General features: G+C 72.0%; 14 protein-coding genes and 2 tRNA genes. 13 read left to right on the forward strand and 3 right to left on the reverse strand.

Features of this window, described 5'->3' with window-relative positions:
• Positions 1-132 precede the first annotated feature (132 nt).
• The 7 genes from gyrA (at position 133) to ACIO9K_RS05725 (ending at position 6,435) form a co-directional block, all read left to right on the forward strand.
• A complete protein-coding gene (gene gyrA, locus ACIO9K_RS05695) occupies positions 133-2,670 on the forward strand; it encodes a DNA gyrase subunit A (protein ID WP_363619519.1) in 2,538 nt (845 codons plus the stop codon).
• Positions 2,671-2,821: 151 nt separating this feature from the next.
• A complete protein-coding gene (locus ACIO9K_RS05700) occupies positions 2,822-3,562 on the forward strand; it encodes a DUF3566 domain-containing protein (RefSeq protein WP_363619398.1) in 741 nt (246 codons plus the stop codon).
• Positions 3,563-3,822: 260 nt separating this feature from the next.
• The gene (locus tag ACIO9K_RS05705) at positions 3,823-5,217 is read left to right on the forward strand and encodes a class I SAM-dependent methyltransferase (RefSeq protein ID WP_400327270.1); all 1,395 of its coding nucleotides are present in this window, start codon (positions 3,823-3,825) and stop codon (positions 5,215-5,217) included.
• A gap of 16 nt (positions 5,218-5,233) precedes the next feature.
• Positions 5,234-5,310 (forward strand) — tRNA-Ile (locus tag ACIO9K_RS05710).
• Between the two features lie 120 nt (positions 5,311-5,430).
• Positions 5,431-5,784, forward strand: coding sequence for a DUF6191 domain-containing protein (locus ACIO9K_RS05715; RefSeq protein ID WP_400327272.1), 354 nt, complete (start codon positions 5,431-5,433; stop codon positions 5,782-5,784).
• Positions 5,785-6,030: 246 nt separating this feature from the next.
• Complete coding sequence (locus tag ACIO9K_RS05720) at positions 6,031-6,159, forward strand: DLW-39 family protein (protein ID WP_014137031.1); 129 nt, start codon at positions 6,031-6,033, stop codon at positions 6,157-6,159.
• Between the two features lie 203 nt (positions 6,160-6,362).
• Positions 6,363-6,435: transfer RNA gene (locus tag ACIO9K_RS05725), tRNA-Ala, on the forward strand.
• A gap of 115 nt (positions 6,436-6,550) precedes the next feature.
• On the opposite strand, the gene ACIO9K_RS05730 is transcribed toward ACIO9K_RS05725, so the two are convergent.
• A complete protein-coding gene (locus ACIO9K_RS05730; RefSeq protein WP_400327274.1) occupies positions 6,551-7,360 on the reverse strand; it encodes a DUF5324 family protein in 810 nt (269 codons plus the stop codon).
• A gap of 193 nt (positions 7,361-7,553) precedes the next feature.
• Here ACIO9K_RS05730 and ACIO9K_RS05735 point away from each other — a divergent pair, with 193 nt between their 5' ends.
• Positions 7,554-8,399, forward strand: coding sequence for a rhomboid family intramembrane serine protease (locus ACIO9K_RS05735; RefSeq protein WP_400327276.1), 846 nt, complete (start codon positions 7,554-7,556; stop codon positions 8,397-8,399).
• 334 nt (positions 8,400-8,733) lie between these two features.
• Here the strand turns inward: ACIO9K_RS05735 and crgA are convergent, their stop codons facing one another.
• Positions 8,734-8,982 carry a cell division protein CrgA gene (gene crgA / locus ACIO9K_RS05740; RefSeq protein ID WP_350876761.1) on the reverse strand — a complete coding sequence of 83 codons (249 nt, stop codon included), beginning with the start codon at positions 8,980-8,982 and terminating at the stop codon, positions 8,734-8,736.
• Positions 8,983-9,157: 175 nt separating this feature from the next.
• Here crgA and ACIO9K_RS05745 point away from each other — a divergent pair, with 175 nt between their 5' ends.
• From ACIO9K_RS05745 to ACIO9K_RS05765, 5 genes are all read left to right on the forward strand, one after another.
• Entirely contained in the window at positions 9,158-9,916 is a 759-nt protein-coding gene (locus tag ACIO9K_RS05745) for a DUF881 domain-containing protein (RefSeq protein WP_363628084.1), read from the forward strand.
• 69 nt (positions 9,917-9,985) lie between these two features.
• Positions 9,986-10,165, forward strand: coding sequence for a hypothetical protein (locus ACIO9K_RS05750; protein WP_363587974.1), 180 nt, complete (start codon positions 9,986-9,988; stop codon positions 10,163-10,165).
• A gap of 63 nt (positions 10,166-10,228) precedes the next feature.
• On the forward strand, positions 10,229-10,900 hold the full coding sequence (locus tag ACIO9K_RS05755; RefSeq protein ID WP_063348449.1) for an aminodeoxychorismate/anthranilate synthase component II: 672 nt from the start codon (positions 10,229-10,231) through the stop codon (positions 10,898-10,900).
• A gap of 5 nt (positions 10,901-10,905) precedes the next feature.
• Positions 10,906-12,042 carry a class E sortase gene (locus ACIO9K_RS05760; protein ID WP_400327279.1) on the forward strand — a complete coding sequence of 379 codons (1,137 nt, stop codon included), beginning with the start codon at positions 10,906-10,908 and terminating at the stop codon, positions 12,040-12,042.
• A 37-nt stretch (positions 12,043-12,079) separates the two neighbouring features.
• Complete coding sequence (locus tag ACIO9K_RS05765; RefSeq protein WP_363587978.1) at positions 12,080-12,883, forward strand: class E sortase; 804 nt, start codon at positions 12,080-12,082, stop codon at positions 12,881-12,883.
• A 200-nt stretch (positions 12,884-13,083) separates the two neighbouring features.
• On the opposite strand, the gene pknB is transcribed toward ACIO9K_RS05765, so the two are convergent.
• Positions 13,084-15,222, reverse strand: coding sequence for a Stk1 family PASTA domain-containing Ser/Thr kinase (gene pknB / locus ACIO9K_RS05770; protein ID WP_363619392.1), 2,139 nt, complete (start codon positions 15,220-15,222; stop codon positions 13,084-13,086).
• Position 15,223: the final 1 nt, after the last annotated feature.

The raw sequence follows: 15,223 nt of genomic DNA on the forward strand, positions 1-15,223 counted from the left end.
GCCGCCCGACCGGCAGCGAAGCACGTACCAGTCCGCGTGAAAGGAAACTGACCACCAGTGGTCGACGACAACCGTCCCGAAGGCGAACAGCCCGAGACCTCCACAGCCGCCGAGGCCACCGCCCAGGTGACCATGCGGATCGAGCCGGTCGAGCTCGAGACCGAGATGCAGCGCTCGTACCTCGACTACGCGATGAGCGTGATCGTCAGCCGGGCGCTCCCCGAGGTCCGCGACGGGCTCAAGCCGGTGCACCGGCGCGTGCTCTACGCGATGTACGACGGCGGGTACCGCCCCGAGAAGGGCTACTACAAGTGCGCCCGCGTCGTCGGCGACGTCATGGGCAACTACCACCCGCACGGCGACACCTCCATCTACGACACCGTCGTCCGCCTGGCCCAGCCGTGGTCGCTGAGGATGCCGCTGGTGGACGGCAACGGCAACTTCGGCTCCCCGGGCAACGACCCGGCCGCGGCCATGCGCTACACCGAGTGCAAGATGATGCCGCTCGCCATGGAGATGATGCGCGACATCGACGAGGGCACCGTCGACTTCGCGGCCAACTACGACGGCCGCTCGCAGGAGCCGACCGTCCTGCCGGCACGCATCCCCAACCTGCTGGTCAACGGTGCCACCGGCATCGCGGTCGGCATGGCCACCAACATCCCGCCGCACAACCTGCGCGAGGTCGCCTCCGGCGCGCTCTGGGCGCTGGAGCACCCGGACGCCTCCAACGAGGAGCTGCTCGAAGCCCTGATCGAGCGGATCAAGGGCCCCGACTTCCCCACCGGCGCGCTGATCGTCGGCCACCGCGGGATCGACGACGCCTACCGCACCGGCCGCGGCTCGATCACCATGCGCGCCGTGGTCGAGGTCGAGGAGATCCAGGGCCGCCAGTGCCTGGTGATCACCGAGCTGCCGTACCAGGTCAACCCGGACAACCTCGCGCTGAAGATCGCCGACCTGGTCAAGGACGGCAGGGTCGCCGGCATCGCCGACGTCCGCGACGAGTCCTCCTCCCGCACCGGCACCCGCCTGGTGGTCGTGCTCAAGCGCGACGCCGTCGCCAAGGTCGTGCTGAACAACCTCTACAAGCACACCGAGCTGCAGACCAACTTCGGCGCCAACATGCTGGCCCTGGTCGACGGCGTGCCGCGCACGCTGTCGCTGGACGCCTTCATCCGGCACTGGGTCAACCACCAGGTCGAGGTCATCGTCCGGCGCACCACCTTCCGGCTGCGCAAGGCCGAGGAGCGCGCCCACATCCTGCGCGCCCTGCTGCGCGCCCTGGACATGATCGACGAGGTCATCGCGCTGATCCGGGCCTCGGCGAGCGCCGACGCGGCCCGCACCGGCCTGATGGGGCTGCTCTCCATCGACGAGCTCCAGGCCAACGCCATCCTGGAGATGCAGCTGCGCCGCCTGGCCGCCCTGGAGCGCCAGCGGATCATGGACGAGCACGACGAGCTGCAGCGCAAGATCGACGAGTACAACGCGATCCTGGCCTCGCCGACCCGCCAGCGGGAGATCATCTCCGAGGAGCTCACCGCGATCGTCGAGAAGTACGGCGACGAGCGGCGCTCCACCCTCATCCCGTCCGACGGCGACCTCTCGATCGAGGACCTCATCGCCGAGGAGGACATCGTCGTCACGATCACCCGTGGCGGCTACGTCAAGCGGACCCGCTCCGACCTCTACCGCTCGCAGAAGCGCGGCGGCAAGGGCGTGCGCGGAGCGCAGCTCAAGCAGGACGACATCGTCGACCACTTCTTCGTGACGACGACGCACAACTGGATCCTGTTCTTCACCAACAAGGGCCGGGTCTACCGCGCCAAGGGCTACGAGCTCCCGGACGCCGGGCGCGACGCCCGCGGCCAGCACGTGGCCAACCTGCTGGCCTTCCAGCCGGAGGAGCACATCGCCCAGGTGATGGCCGTGCGCACCTACGAGGACAAGCCCTACCTGGTCCTCGCCACCCGGGCCGGCCTGGTGAAGAAGTCCGCGCTGAAGGACTACGACTCCCCGCGCTCCGGCGGCCTGATCGCGATCAACCTGCGCCAGGACGAGGAGGGCCAGGACGACGAGCTGATCGGCGCCGAGCTGGTCTCCGCCGAGGACGACCTGCTGCTGGTCTCCAAGAAGGCCCAGTCGATCCGCTTCACCGCGACCGACGACGCGCTGCGGCCCACCGGCCGCGCCACCTCCGGCGTCAAGGGCATGGCCTTCCGCGAGGACGACGAAATGCTCTCGATGAACGTCGTCCGCCCGGGAACGTACGTGTTCACCGCCACCGACGGCGGGTACGCCAAGCGCACGGCCGTGGACGAGTACCGTGTCCAGGGGCGTGGCGGCTACGGGACCAAGGCGGCGAAGATCGTCGAGGGCCGGGGCTCGCTGGTCGGCGCGCTCGTGGTCGACGACACCGACGAGATCATGGCGATCACCCTGTCGGGTGGGGTGATCCGCACAAGGGTTTCCGAAGTTCGTGAAACCGGACGTGACACCATGGGCGTCCAACTGATCAACCTCGGTAAGCGCGACGCGGTCGTGGGCATGGCCCGCAACGCGGAAGCCGAGGACGAGGAGACGGTGGAGGACGAGGTCGCGGACACCGCTTCCACCGAAACGGCTGAGGGTGCGGAGACGACGGCCGGCGGCGACGCCGAGGTCTGAACCGAACCACGGGCCGGTGCCGTCGCGTCCTGATAGAGGGGCGTGGCGGCACCGGCCGCCCACCAGTTCCGGGCAATCCCGCCGGGCGCTGGATGACGAGTGACGAAGCAGGGCGGTGCCGCCGTCCTGGTGGGAAGTGCGGGAGGACCAGGTGAGTGGAGCCACGGGTGCTGCGGGAGGACCCTCCGGCGGCCGTCCGGGCGCGCAGGGCGGGGGTGGGTACGGCGCGCCGCAGCCGCCGGCCGAGCACTCGGCCGCGTCCACCTCGCTGATGCCACCGGTCGGCGGAGCGGGACAGGGCGGCGCGACCTACGGCGGACAGACGCCCCCGCCGCCGGGGGCCCCGGCGCCGGGCGCGAGCGGATTCTCGCAGCCGACCACCTATGCCAAGGGGCAGCCGACCCCGGCCCGGGGGACCCGGACCAGCGGCAACACCCCGCCCGGCGGCACGCCCGTCCCGGGCGCGGCGCGCCGGCCGGCCCCGGCCGCCCCACCGGCGGCCGCCGGTGTCGGCCTCGGCCGGACCCGCAAGGCCCGGCTGCGGGTGACCAAGGTCGACCCGTGGTCGGTCATGAAGGTCAGCTTCCTGCTGTCGCTGGCCGTCGGGATCATCATCATCGTGGCCGCGGCGGTGCTGTGGATGACGCTGGACTCGCTCGGCGTCTTCGACTCGCTGACCAAGACCCTCAAGGACGTCACCGGCTCGGACAGCGCCGGCGGCCTCAACCTGATGGACTACGTGGGCTTCGGCAAGGTGATGACCTTCACCTCGCTGATCGCCGTGGTCGACGTCGTCCTGCTGACGGCGCTGTCCACCCTCTCGGCGTTCATCTACAACGCGGCGGCCGGCTTCACCGGCGGCGTCGAGCTGACCCTGGCCGAGGAGGACTGACCCCGGTCGGATCCTGACCCCTGGTCAGTTCGCCGTCCACGGACGGAATGGACGGGCCCCGCAGGCTGTTGCAGCCTGCGGGGCCCGTCGGCATTTCGGGTGACAGCCGGCCGCCCGCGGCGTGCCGCCCGGGAGCGGGCCGGCCGCGGTGGGATTAGCTGGGTGGCGCCCGGTCCACGCCTGGGAGTGCCGCAGGCCGCCCCCGGTCCGCCCGACCGGGTCAGGGGACGTTCCGCAGGACGGCTGGACGGAGGCGCGCGGTGGCGAAGCTCGCAGGTCAACTGGTCGAGGCCCTGGACGGGCTGTTGGGGGTTCCGGTACCGCTGCGGGTCCAGGCCTGGGACGGCAGCGTCGCCGGGCCGCCGGGAGCCCCCACGGTCGTCCTGTGCAACCGGCGGGCCCTGCGCCGCCTGCTCTGGCAGCCGGGCGAGCTGGGCCTGGCCCGGGCGTACGTCGCGGGGGACCTGGAGATCGCCCCCGGCACCGACCTCTACGAGGTGCTCTCGGCCGTCGCCCGGTTCGTCGAGCGGCCGGAGATCCGCCGCCTCGACCTCGGCCCGCGGGACGTGCTCGGCGCCGGCGGGCGCCGCGTCCTCGCGGCCGCGCTGCGGGCCGGGGCGCTCGGCCCCGAGCCCACGCCGCCCCAGGAGGAGGTCCGCAGGGCCCGCGGGCGGCTGCACAGCCGCAGCCGGGACCGCGCGGCCATCAGCCACCACTACGACGTCGGAAACGACTTCTACGGGCTCGTCCTGGGCTCCTCCATGGTCTACTCGTGCGCCTACTGGACCCCGGAGGCCAAGAGCCTGGAGGCCGCCCAGGAGGCCAAGCTCGACCTGATCTGCCGCAAGCTCGGCCTCCGGCCCGGGATGCGCCTGCTGGACGTCGGCTGCGGTTGGGGCTCGCTGCTGCTGCACGCGGCCGAGCACTACGGCGTCACCGCGGTCGGCGTCTCCATCTCGCGGGAGCAGGTCGCGCTGGCCCGCCGGCGGGTCGAGGAGGCCGGCCTGGCCGGGCGGGTGGAGGTCCGACTCCAGGACTACCGGGAGATCGTCGACGGCCCGTTCGACGCGATCTCCAGCGTCGGGATGGCCGAGCACGTCGGCTCCGAGCAGTACCGGGTCTACGCCGAGGGCCTGCACCGGCTGCTGGTGCCCGGCGGCCGGCTGCTCAACCACCAGATCGCCCGCCGCCCCGACCGCCCCGGTGAGCCGCACCGCACCAGCCCCTTCATCGACCGCTACGTCTTCCCCGACGGCGAGCTCTCCCCCGTCGGTTCCACCGTGGCCCGGCTGGAGGAGGCCGGCTTCGAGGTCCGGGACGTCGAGTCGCTGCGCGAGCACTACGGGCTGACCCTGCGCGAATGGGTGGCCAACCTGGAGGCGCACTGGAGCGAGGCGGTCCGGCTGGTCGGCCGCGGCCGGGCCCGGGTCTGGCGGCTGTACATGGCCGCCAGCGCGCTCGCCTTCGAGGAGAACCGGATCGGGATCAACCAGATCCTCGCCGTCCGCAGCACCGAGCAGGGCTCGGCCGGCCTCCCGGCGACCCGCGAGGAATGGCTGCTGCGCCCGGCCGCCGGAGCGCCGCCGCTGGTCGGCGGGGTGCCCGCCGGGAACCCCGTCGGCCCGGATTTGGGAGATCGGCCATCGGTCCGCTAATCTTTCAGTGCGGCAAGGGCCTATAGCTCAGACGGTTAGAGCGCTTCCCTGATAAGGAAGAGGCCACAGGTTCAAGTCCTGTTAGGCCCACCACCGCGAAGGGCCCGGAGTGATTCACTCCGGGCCCTTCGGCGTTTCCCCCGCCGTTGCGGGAACCGCGCGTCCCACCGGGCTGTTCTCCGGGGAGGGAACGTGTGGAGGGATGGTGACGACATGGCGGTCTTCTGGGCGATGAGCATTCCCGGACTGGTCTGCGCCCTGGTGGTGCTCGCGGTGGTCGACCAGCTCGCGCTGCGGGCGCGCCGGTCACGCTGGGTGCCGTGGCGGGGGACCGGCCGGGAGGGGCAGATCTCGGCCACCGGCTTCGAGCAGCTGCACGCGCAGTTCGCCGCCGGCAAGCAGCACGAGCTGGACGAACGCGGCACGACCCTGATGCTGCGCGACGAGGAGGGCGAGGGGGCGCCGCCCCGGACGAAGGTCGACCTGGCGGGCGGGAAGGCCGTGGTGGTGACGCCGTCGAACCGCCCGTCCGACCGCCCGTCCAGCGCCCCGCCGGGCACGCCGTAGGGCCCGGCCGGGGAGGGTCGGCCGTACGGCAGGAGGTGCGGCGTCAATCCTCGGCCCGGACCGCCGGGTTGGCCGCAGCGGTGGCTGGTCACGATTGGGACACTGGTGTGTATCATCGGCCGCAAGGGCAGTCTGGCACCCGGCAGCCCGTTCGCGATCGAAACACATCTGGACTCGTCGGCCCGGTCAGTCCGGCCGGAGCACCGGCTCTTGAGTCCGCCAACGCAAGAAGGACGAGGTCCCGCGGTGAAGAAGCTTCTCCTGGTCGCCCTGGTCGCCCTCGGCGGCTTCTTTGTCTACCGTCAGGTCCAGGCGGACCGCGCCGAGCAGGACCTGTGGACCGAGGCCACCGACCCGGTTCCGGCCGGTCGCTGAGCCCGGACGATCCGACGATCTTCGGAGGCGCTTCACCGCGCCTCCAGGGCCGGCCGGCCCGGTCACCCGACCGGATCGGCCGGATCCCAGGCACCGCCCGGACGCCGCCTCGGCGGCAGGTCCGGTCGGCCCGGGGGGAGGGCGCCGGGAACGGCGCCGGAACCCGGTACGCTAGTGCCCGTCGGCACCCGCGGTGCCGTCGAGGGGCATTAGCTCAGTTGGTAGAGCGCTGCCTTTGCAAGGCAGATGTCAGGAGTTCGAATCTCCTATGCTCCACAGCTCATCGCAGTCGTGACGCCGATCGGCCGCTGACCTGAATCCCGGTCAGCGGCCGATCGGCGTTTCCGCGTCCTCAGGGCGTGTCCGACACGCCCTGAGGACGGGCGACGGGTCAGTGCGGCCCGCGCGGGTCGTGCGGCCTGGGGTGGTCGCCGTCGCCGTCGCCGTCGTTGTCGGGCCGGCCGGGCGGCGGAGCGGGCTCGGTGGCCGCGTCCCCGGCCCGGGGCCCGGCGGGAGCGGCCGGGGCGCTCTGCGGGGCGCCGGCCGCGTCGACCGGCCCGGGGGCCGTCGCGCCAGCGGCGTGCGCCCCGGCGGGTTGCTCGGCCCGGTCGGTCGGGGGTTCGACCAGCCACTCCGGGTTGCTGTGCCGGCGCCACCACTGCCAGGCCACGATCCCGCCGCCGATCGCCAGCGCACCGGCCACGGCGAGGCCGGTGGCCAGGCCGTTGCACCGCTTCCGCCGGGCGTTGCGGGCGGCGAGGTGGCTGATCTCGGCCGAGGTGACGTTGCCGTGCAGCGCGGTCAGCGCGGCCGCGCCCCGGGTCTGGGCCTCCTGGGCGACCGGGGTGACGGCGGCGCGGGCCTCCTCGACGGCCTGGGCGACCCTGGGGCCGACCGTGGCGCGGGCCTGGTCGGCGGCGCGGGCGGCGGAGAGCCGGGCCGCCAGAGCGGCCTCCTGGGCGCGGTGGAAGGCCTTCAGGGCGTTCTGCTGGGCTTCGGGCGGCAGACTGGCGAAGGCGTGACCGAACTGCGGGGCGATGTGCCGGTCGTACTGGACGCGGAGGCTCTGGGCGGCCTGGGCGGCTTTCGGCCCGAAGGTGTCCAGGGCCGGGCCGAGGCGCTGCTTGGCGCCGTCCGCGAGGTGCGCGGCGGTGTCCCGGGTCTTGGTGGCCGTCTCACGAGCCGAGTCCGAAAAGGTCACGAGTCTCTCCTCCTGGGTGGCGTCCTTTATGCACATATCCACCTGAATGCTGATCATGCATGCTGATTTGTCCACCGGCATGTCGGAGTGGGCCGTACGCGGGGTGCGGAAGGAGCCGGGGAGCGGGCCCGATGTCGGATCCGCCGCAGTAGGCTGGCGATTTCGGCGTCCCGTACGGGAGGGGAAGAACCTCATGCTGACCGGCTGCTACCGGCACCCGCAGACGGCCACCGGCGTCTCCTGCACCCGCTGCGAGCGGGCGATCTGCCCGCAGTGCATGGTGGCCGCCTCGGTGGGCTTCCAGTGCCCGGAGTGCGTCGGCGGCGGGCACGCCGGGACGCGGCGGGCGACCACCCGGTTCGGCGGGGCGATCGCCCGGGACGGCGGGCTGGTCACCAGGGTGCTGATCGGCATCAACGTGGTCGTCTTCGTGCTGGCCGCCTACGTGCTCACACCGCGGCTGGGCCAGGTCTGGGAGCTGTACAGCGCCGGGCGGGCCGTCCTGGGCGGTCCGGACGGCGTCGCCGACGGCCCCGCCCAGTGGTACCGGCTGCTGACCTCGGTGTTCCTGCACCTGCAGTGGTGGCACATCGGGATGAACATGCTGGTCCTGTACTGGCTGGGCCCCACGCTGGAGGAGGCGCTCGGCCGGCTGCGCTTCCTGGCCCTCTACCTGCTCTCCGGCCTGGGGGGCAGCACCCTGGCCTTCCTGATCGACGGCAACTCGCTGCGGTCGGTCGGGGCCTCGGGCGCGATCTTCGGGCTGATCGGTGCCACGGTGGTGATGCAACTGCGGAACCGGGGCCCGCTCGCCCCGGTGATGGCGTTCCTGGTCTTCAACCTGGTCGTCACCTTCTCGCGGACGGACATCGACTGGCGGGCGCACATCGGCGGCCTGGTGGTGGGCGCGCTGACGGCGGCCGGTCTGATGTACGCCCCGCGCGAGCGCCGCGGCCTGGTCCAGGGGCTGGCGTTGACGGGGTCGCTGGCCGTGGTGGCGGCGATGCTGATGATCGGGATGGCCCGCTACGGCGCGTGACGCCGCGGGTGTTTGTCCACAGCGGGTGCGGGGTTGTGCACAGGCTGTGTGCCGCCCGGGGTGTGGACTGCTGTTCTACGCGTGTCCTGCTGTGCGGTTTTCCCATTCTCGGGAACTTTTGCACAGCTGTGGAAAGCCCGCGGTCGAAAAGTTATCCACAGGCTGGGGGGACTTTTCCCCAGTGTGGATAACCATGTGGATAAGCAGGAGAGTCTGATGATGGGGATAACCGACCGGTTTCCCGCCCGTGTCCGGGCATGCCTGACCGCCGCCCGGCACCAGCGGTCCGAAACGGCGGAGGTGGCTCGACCGGAGCCTCAGGAGGAGCGGGAGGTCACTTCCACTGGGTGGAGACGCCGAACCCCGCGGCGATGAAGCCGAAACCGACCAGGATGTTCCAGTTCCGCCAGCTCTCGACCGGGTAGCTGCCGCTGGTCACGTAATAGGTGACGATCCAGACCAGGCCGATCAGGAACAGTGCCAGCATCAGCGGTGCGACCCAACTGCGGCCCGAACTGATCTTCACCGCGGCCGTGGTCGGCGGGGTGTAGTCGGACTTCTTGCGGAGTCGAGACTTCGGCACGAGGAGCTCTCCTGTCGATGCGCTGTGAGACCGCGCAGAGGTGCAGCGGGGGTCGGTCGGCCGGTGACGGGCGGTGCGGAACGCACGGGACCGTTCCCGCACGCGCCACCGGCGTCCGTTAGCGTAGTGGCTCGGTGGGTCTTAAGGAGATAAGGGTACGGTGCCTAATTTGTCGATTCCCCCTCGGCCGACCACTACCCGCCGCTCCGGCACCCGAATTGTCGGGCGTGCCCTGACCTGTGCGGTCTTCGCGCTCGCCGGACTGCTCTTCTACATCAGCGCGCAGACCGCCCGCGGCACCGACCTGCGGACGGACAACTCGCTGCTCAGCCTCGGCGACGTGATACGCCAGCGCAGCTCGCAGAACCAGCAGGCCCAGGCCCAGCTGGCCGACCTCCAGGCCCGCGCGCAGGAGCTCACCGGGCAGCAGGGCGGCAACCCCGCCGACGCCGCCCGGCTGGACGGCCTGCGGCTCGGCGCGGCCCTGGAGCCGCTGCAGGGCGGCGGCCTGACCGTCACCCTCAACGACGCCCCGCCGAACGCCACCGCCCGCATCCCGGGCGTCCCCGAGCCCGGCGTCAACGACCTGGTCATCCACCAGCAGGACATCCAGGCCGTGGTCAACGCGCTGTGGCGGGGCGGCGCCGAGGGCGTGCAGGTGATGGACCAGCGGCTGATCTCCACCAGCGCCGTCCGCTGCGTCGGCAACACCCTGCTGCTCCAGGGCCGGGTCTACTCGCCGCCGTACGTGGTCCGGGCGGTCGGCCGCACCGATGCGCTGAAGGCCGCCGTCGACGGCGACCCGACGATCCGCAACTACCTCCAGTACGTCCAGGCGTACGGGCTCGGCTGGAAGGTCCAGGAGAGCGGTGATCTGACCCTCCCCGGATACTCCGGCACCACCGAGCTGCGGTCGGCGGGCGGGCAGCAGTAGCGGACCGGCCCCGCGGTCGTTGATCCCGGGTCTACTCTTGACCCCAGTCCGCTACGTCGAGGGAGCACCATGTACGGCTGGATCTGGCGTCACCTCCCGGGAAACACCCTGGTCCGCGCCGTCATCTCGCTGCTCCTCATCGTGGGGATCGTCTATCTCCTCTTCACCTACGTCTTCCCGTGGGCGGAACCGTTGCTCCCCTTCGGTGACGTCACAGTGGACGGCGGCGAAGGCGCCGCGGCCGGCTGAACCGGCGGCCCTGCTCCTCCACCCTGCCGACCCCGCCCCGCATCCCACGGAGACCACGCGAGAATGACCACCCAGCCGACCGCGCCCCGCATCCTGGTCGTGGACAACTACGACAGCTTCGTCTTCAACCTGGTCCAGTACCTGTACCAGCTCGGTGCCACCTGCGAGGTGGTGCGCAACGACGAGGTGACCGTCGAGCACGCCGTCCGCCGGTCCGGCGGCGAGGACGACCAGGGTTTCGACGGGGTGCTGCTCTCCCCCGGGCCCGGGGCGCCGGAGGAGGCCGGGGTCTGCATCGGGATGGTGCACCACTGCGCGGGGATCGGGCTGCCGGTGTTCGGCGTCTGCCTGGGCCTGCAGTCGATCGCGGTCGCGTACGGCGCGGTGGTCGACCGGGCACCGGAACTGCTGCACGGCAAGACCTCGCCGGTCGAGCACGAGGACGGCGGGGTGTTCGAGGGACTGCCCTCGCCGCTGACCGCCACCCGGTACCACTCGCTGGCGGTCGAGCCGGCCACCGTGCCGGACGAACTGGTGGTCACCGCGCGCACCGACAGCGGCGTGATCATGGGCCTGCGGCACCGCGAACTGCCCGTCGAGGGCGTGCAGTTCCACCCCGAGTCGGTGCTCACCGAGGGCGGGCACCGGATGCTCGCCAACTGGCTGGCGGAGTGCGGCTACCCGCAGGCCGTGGACCGGTCGGCCGGGCTCGCCCCGGTGATCGGCCGGGGCTGAGCGGCGTGACCGCGCTGCGTCCGGAGGGGCGTTACCAGCCGGAGGCGGGCCCGGGCGACGGACGGCCGTACGGCGGCGCGCAGTACGGCGGCGGCCCGTACGGGGACGGCCGGTACGGCGACGGGCAGCACCACGGTGACGCGGCGGCGTACCCGCAGCCGTACCCGGCTCAGCCCGGACAGGGCGCCGCCGAGGACGCCTGGGGCGTGTACGAGCAGGCCGAGCAGCCCGCCGCGTCCGGCCCCGAGTACCCCTGGCTGCCCGACCAGACGCTCCAGCTGCGCCTGCCCCTCGACATCGGCGGGCCGGCCGCGGAGCCGGCCCCGCCCACCGGCGGCCGGGCCGAGCGCCGCAGGGCCGCCCAGGGCCGGACCTCCGTGCGCGCGGGCGTCGGTCGGCGCCGGGCGAACGGCCGGGGCGCCGGGGCGAAGGCGCGGCCCAAGGAGTCCGCGGTCGTGGTGGCCGCGCGGCTCGTCGGGGAGCTGTGCATCACGCTCGGCGTGGTGATGCTGCTCTTCGTCTCGTACCAGCTCTGGTGGACCAACGTGCAGGCCGACGCGGCCGCCGACGGCGCCCGCAACCGGCTGGAGCAGCAGTTCGACGCCGCCCTGGCGCCGCCGAAGCCCGGGCAGCCGGCTCCGGACCCGGCCAAGCCGGAGTCGTTCGAGCCCGGCAAGGGCTTCGCCATCATCTACCTGCCCAAGCTGGGGCTGAAGTTCCCGATCGCCGAGGGCACCTCCAAGCCGGCGGTGCTCGACAAGGGCCTGGTCGGCCACTACACCGGCACCGGGATGCCGGCCGACAAGGCGGGCAACTTCGCGCTGGCCGCGCACCGCAACACCCACGGCGAGCCGTTCCGGTACATCAACCAGCTCGGCAAGGGCGACAAGATCGTGGTGGAGACCGCCACCTCGTACTACACGTACGAGGTCACCAGCAGCATCCCGGAGACCTCTCCCAACAACGTGAGCGTGATCAAGCCCGTCCCCAACGGCGCCGGTTACGCGGGCGCCGGCCGGTACATCACGCTGACCACCTGCACCCCGGAGTTCACCTCCAAGTTCCGCCTCATCGTCTTTGGCAAGATGACCGAGGAACGGCCGCGCAGCCAGGGCAAGCCGGCCGCGATCACGGGCGGGTGACCGCCCGGGCACCCGGCACGAAGGGGGAGCACCGGAGATGACGGACGAGACCGCGCAGTCGGCCGAACCGCGGGAGGAGGCCTTCCCGCCGCCCGAGGCCGGCCCCGCGCCCGCCCGGCGCGGCCGCAGTCGGGCGCTGGCCGCGCTCGGCGTCTTCGGCGAGCTGCTGATCACCCTGGGACTGGTGCTCGGCCTGTTCGTGGCCTACTCGCTGTGGTGGACCAACGTCGAGGCCGACCGCTCGGCGGCCGCGGCCTCCGACCGGCTGCGCGACACCTGGGCCGCGAGCCCGACCGGCACCCCCTCGGCCGCCCCCGGCGGGACGTCCGCCCCCGCCGCGCCGTTCGCGGCCGGGGACGCGGTCGGCTTCCTGCACGTCCCGGCGATGGGCCGGGACTACCAGGTGCTGATCCGGATGGGCACCGACAGCGACACCCTGGCCGAGGGCGTGGCGGGGGTGTACGAGCAGCCCTACCGCGCCGCGATGCCCTGGGACCAGGCCGGCAACTTCGCGCTGGCCGCCCACCGGGACGGCCACGGCGCCAAGTTCCACGACCTGGACGCGGTGCACAAGGGCGCCGCGGTCGTCGTCGAGACCAAGGACAAGTGGTACGTCTACCGGGTCGACAGCACCCTGCCGGAGACGTCCAAGTACGACACCGGCATCGTCGCGCCCGTCCCGGTCGGCTCCGGCTACACCGGCCCCGGCCGGTACATCACGCTGACCACCTGCACGCCGGTGTACACCTCGCGCTACCGGATGGCGGTCTGGGGGAGCCTGGTGCGGGTGGACGACGTGGACGCCAAGCGCACCCCGCCGCCGGAGCTGCGTCAGCCCTGAGCCCGTCGGCCGCTGCTGAGGTCCGGCTGCTGCGGCCTGGAACCCGCGGCCCGGTCGCCGTAGCCCGGCACCGAGAACGCCAGGCACCGAGAACGCCAGGCACCGAGAACGCCCGAGGGCCCGTCGCAACCGCTGCGACGGGCCCTCGGGCGTACGGCCGGACAACTCCCACCAAGCCTCAGATCCAGGGGAACCAGGGCTTAGTTGTTGTTCCCCCCTTTGGTGTTGGAGGGTGAGGGGGAGAGGGGGTCACCCCCTTTGGGTGGATCGGCCGGCTTCGTGATGAGCATCACCTGGGTGTTCGGGTCCAGCTGGGTTCCGGCGGCCGGGTTGGTGCTCACGACGATGGCGTTCGGGTCCGACGGACCGGACACCACCGTGTAGAGCAGCCCGACCTTGCTCAGCTGCGAGATGGCGTCCGACAGCTTGACGTTCTGCAGCGGCGGGACCTGGGGCTTGTCCTGCATCTTGAAGATCGTCAGCGTGATCTTCGTGTTGGCCGGGACCTTGGTGTTGGGCTGGACCGACTGCGCGGCGACGGTGTTCGCCTTGCTCTGGTCGGTGGTCTGCACCGTCTTCGAGGCGTCGACCTGGAAGCCCAGGCCCTCCAGCTGGGCCTGCGCCACCTCCTTCTGCGCGCCGCCCACGTTCGGCACGGTCACCTTCGACTTGCCCTGCGAGACGGTCAGCTTGACCGGCGCGGTCGGGTCGCCGGCGGTGCCCGCCGCCGGGTCCTGGGCGGTGACGTTCTCCTGCGGAGCGGTGTCGTCGTCCTTGTACTCGGTGGTGACGTTGGTGAAGCCGGCGTCGCCGAGCGCCTTGGTCGCCTGGTCCTTGGTCTTGCCGACCACGTTCGGCAGGGGGGCCTTGGCCGGGCCGGAGGAGAGCTGCACCGTGATGGTGCTGTTCTCCGCGACCTGGCCGCCGACGGCCGGGTTCTGGGTGCAGACCTGGTCCTTCTTGACGTTGGCGTCCGGGCAGGCGAGCTTGTCGCCCTCGGCCACCACGAGCTTGGGACCGGCCGCGGCCGCGGCCGTCTTGGCGTCCGCGAGGCTCTTGCCGACCAGGTTCGGCACGGCGACCTTCGGGGTCTCCGTGGTGCCGCCGCCGTTGCCGTTGAACATGGCCTGGGCCACGAAGAAGGTGCCGACCAGGACCAGCACGGCGGCGACCGCCAGCACGATCCAGGAGGTGTTGCTCTTCTTCGGCGGCTGCTCGCCGCGCCGACCGCCGTCCCGGCCGTAGCCGTCGTCGTGGCCGCCGCCCGCCGGGCCGTCGGCGTAGGCCTGGCCGTAGCCGTCGTCCTGGTAGCCGCCCTGCGGGCCGTAGCCGGGCTGCGCGCCGGCCTGCGGCAGGACGGTGGTCGGGCCGCCGCCGGGCTGCTGCGGCAGCACGTTGGTCTGGCCGTACGGGTCGTGCTGCTGCGGGTAGCCGTTCTGGTCGTAGCCGTACCCGGCGCCCATGCCGTACGCGGCGGCCTGCTGGGCGGCGGCCACCGGCAGGCCGTCGAGGAAGCGCTCGATGTCGTCGCGCATCTCGTCGGCGCTCTGGTAGCGGTAGTCGCGCTCCTTGGCGAGCGCCTTCAGCACGATCGCGTCGATCTCGGGGCGGACCTCGGGATCGAAGACGGACGGCGGCTGCGCCTCCTCCCGGACGTGCTGGTAGGCCACCGCGACCGGGGAGTCGCCGACGAACGGCGGGCGGACGGTCAGCAGTTCGTAGAGCAGGCAGCCGGTGGAGTAGAGGTCGGAGCGGGCGTCGACCTGCTCGCCCTTGGCCTGCTCGGGGGAGAGGTACTGGGCGGTGCCGATGACGGCCGAGGTCTGGGTCATGGTCATCCCGGCGTCGCCCATCGCGCGGGCGATGCCGAAGTCCATGACCTTGACGTTGCCCTGCCGGGTCAGCATCACGTTGGCCGGCTTGATGTCGCGGTGCACGATGCCGGCGCGGTGCGAGTACTCCAGCGCTTGCAGGATGCCGATGGTCATCTCCAGCGCGCGCTCGGGCAGCAGCCGTCGGCCGGAGTGCAGCAGCTCGCGCAGGGTGGACCCCTCGACGTACTCCATCACGATGTACGGGATGGAGATGTTGTCGATGTAGTCCTCGCCGGTGTCGTACACGGCGACGATCGCGGGGTGGTTCAGGGACGCCGCGGACTGCGCCTCGCGGCGGAAGCGGGCCTGGAACGACGGATCCCGGGCCATGTCGGCCCGGAGCGTCTTCACTGCGACGGAACGGCCGAGCCGGGTGTCATGGGCGAGGTACACCTCGGCCATGCCGCCGCGTCCGAGGACGCCGCCGAGCTCGTACCTGCCGCCTAGGCGACGAGGCTCTTCCATA

Origin of the sequence: Kitasatospora sp. NPDC087271, from assembly GCF_044744605.1 — a bacterium.
Taxonomy (GTDB): Bacteria; Actinomycetota; Actinomycetes; order Streptomycetales; family Streptomycetaceae; genus Kitasatospora.

Bases quoted from the DNA above. Each gene is read 5' to 3' on its own strand.
- ACIO9K_RS05750 (WP_363587974.1), top strand. From the start codon at position 9,986: ATGTACGGCTGGATCTGGCGTCACCTCCCGGGAAACACCCTGGTCCGC.
- ACIO9K_RS05765 (WP_363587978.1), top strand. From the start codon at position 12,080: ATGACGGACGAGACCGCGCAGTCGGCCGAACCGCGGGAGGAGGCCTTC.
- pknB (WP_363619392.1), bottom strand. From the start codon at position 15,222: ATGGAAGAGCCTCGTCGCCTAGGCGGCAGGTACGAGCTCGGCGGCGTC.
- ACIO9K_RS05735 (WP_400327276.1), top strand. From the start codon at position 7,554: ATGCTGACCGGCTGCTACCGGCACCCGCAGACGGCCACCGGCGTCTCC.
- ACIO9K_RS05755 (WP_063348449.1), top strand. From the start codon at position 10,229: ATGACCACCCAGCCGACCGCGCCCCGCATCCTGGTCGTGGACAACTAC.
- gyrA (WP_363619519.1), top strand. From the start codon at position 133: ATGCGGATCGAGCCGGTCGAGCTCGAGACCGAGATGCAGCGCTCGTAC.
- ACIO9K_RS05715 (WP_400327272.1), top strand. From the start codon at position 5,431: ATGGCGGTCTTCTGGGCGATGAGCATTCCCGGACTGGTCTGCGCCCTG.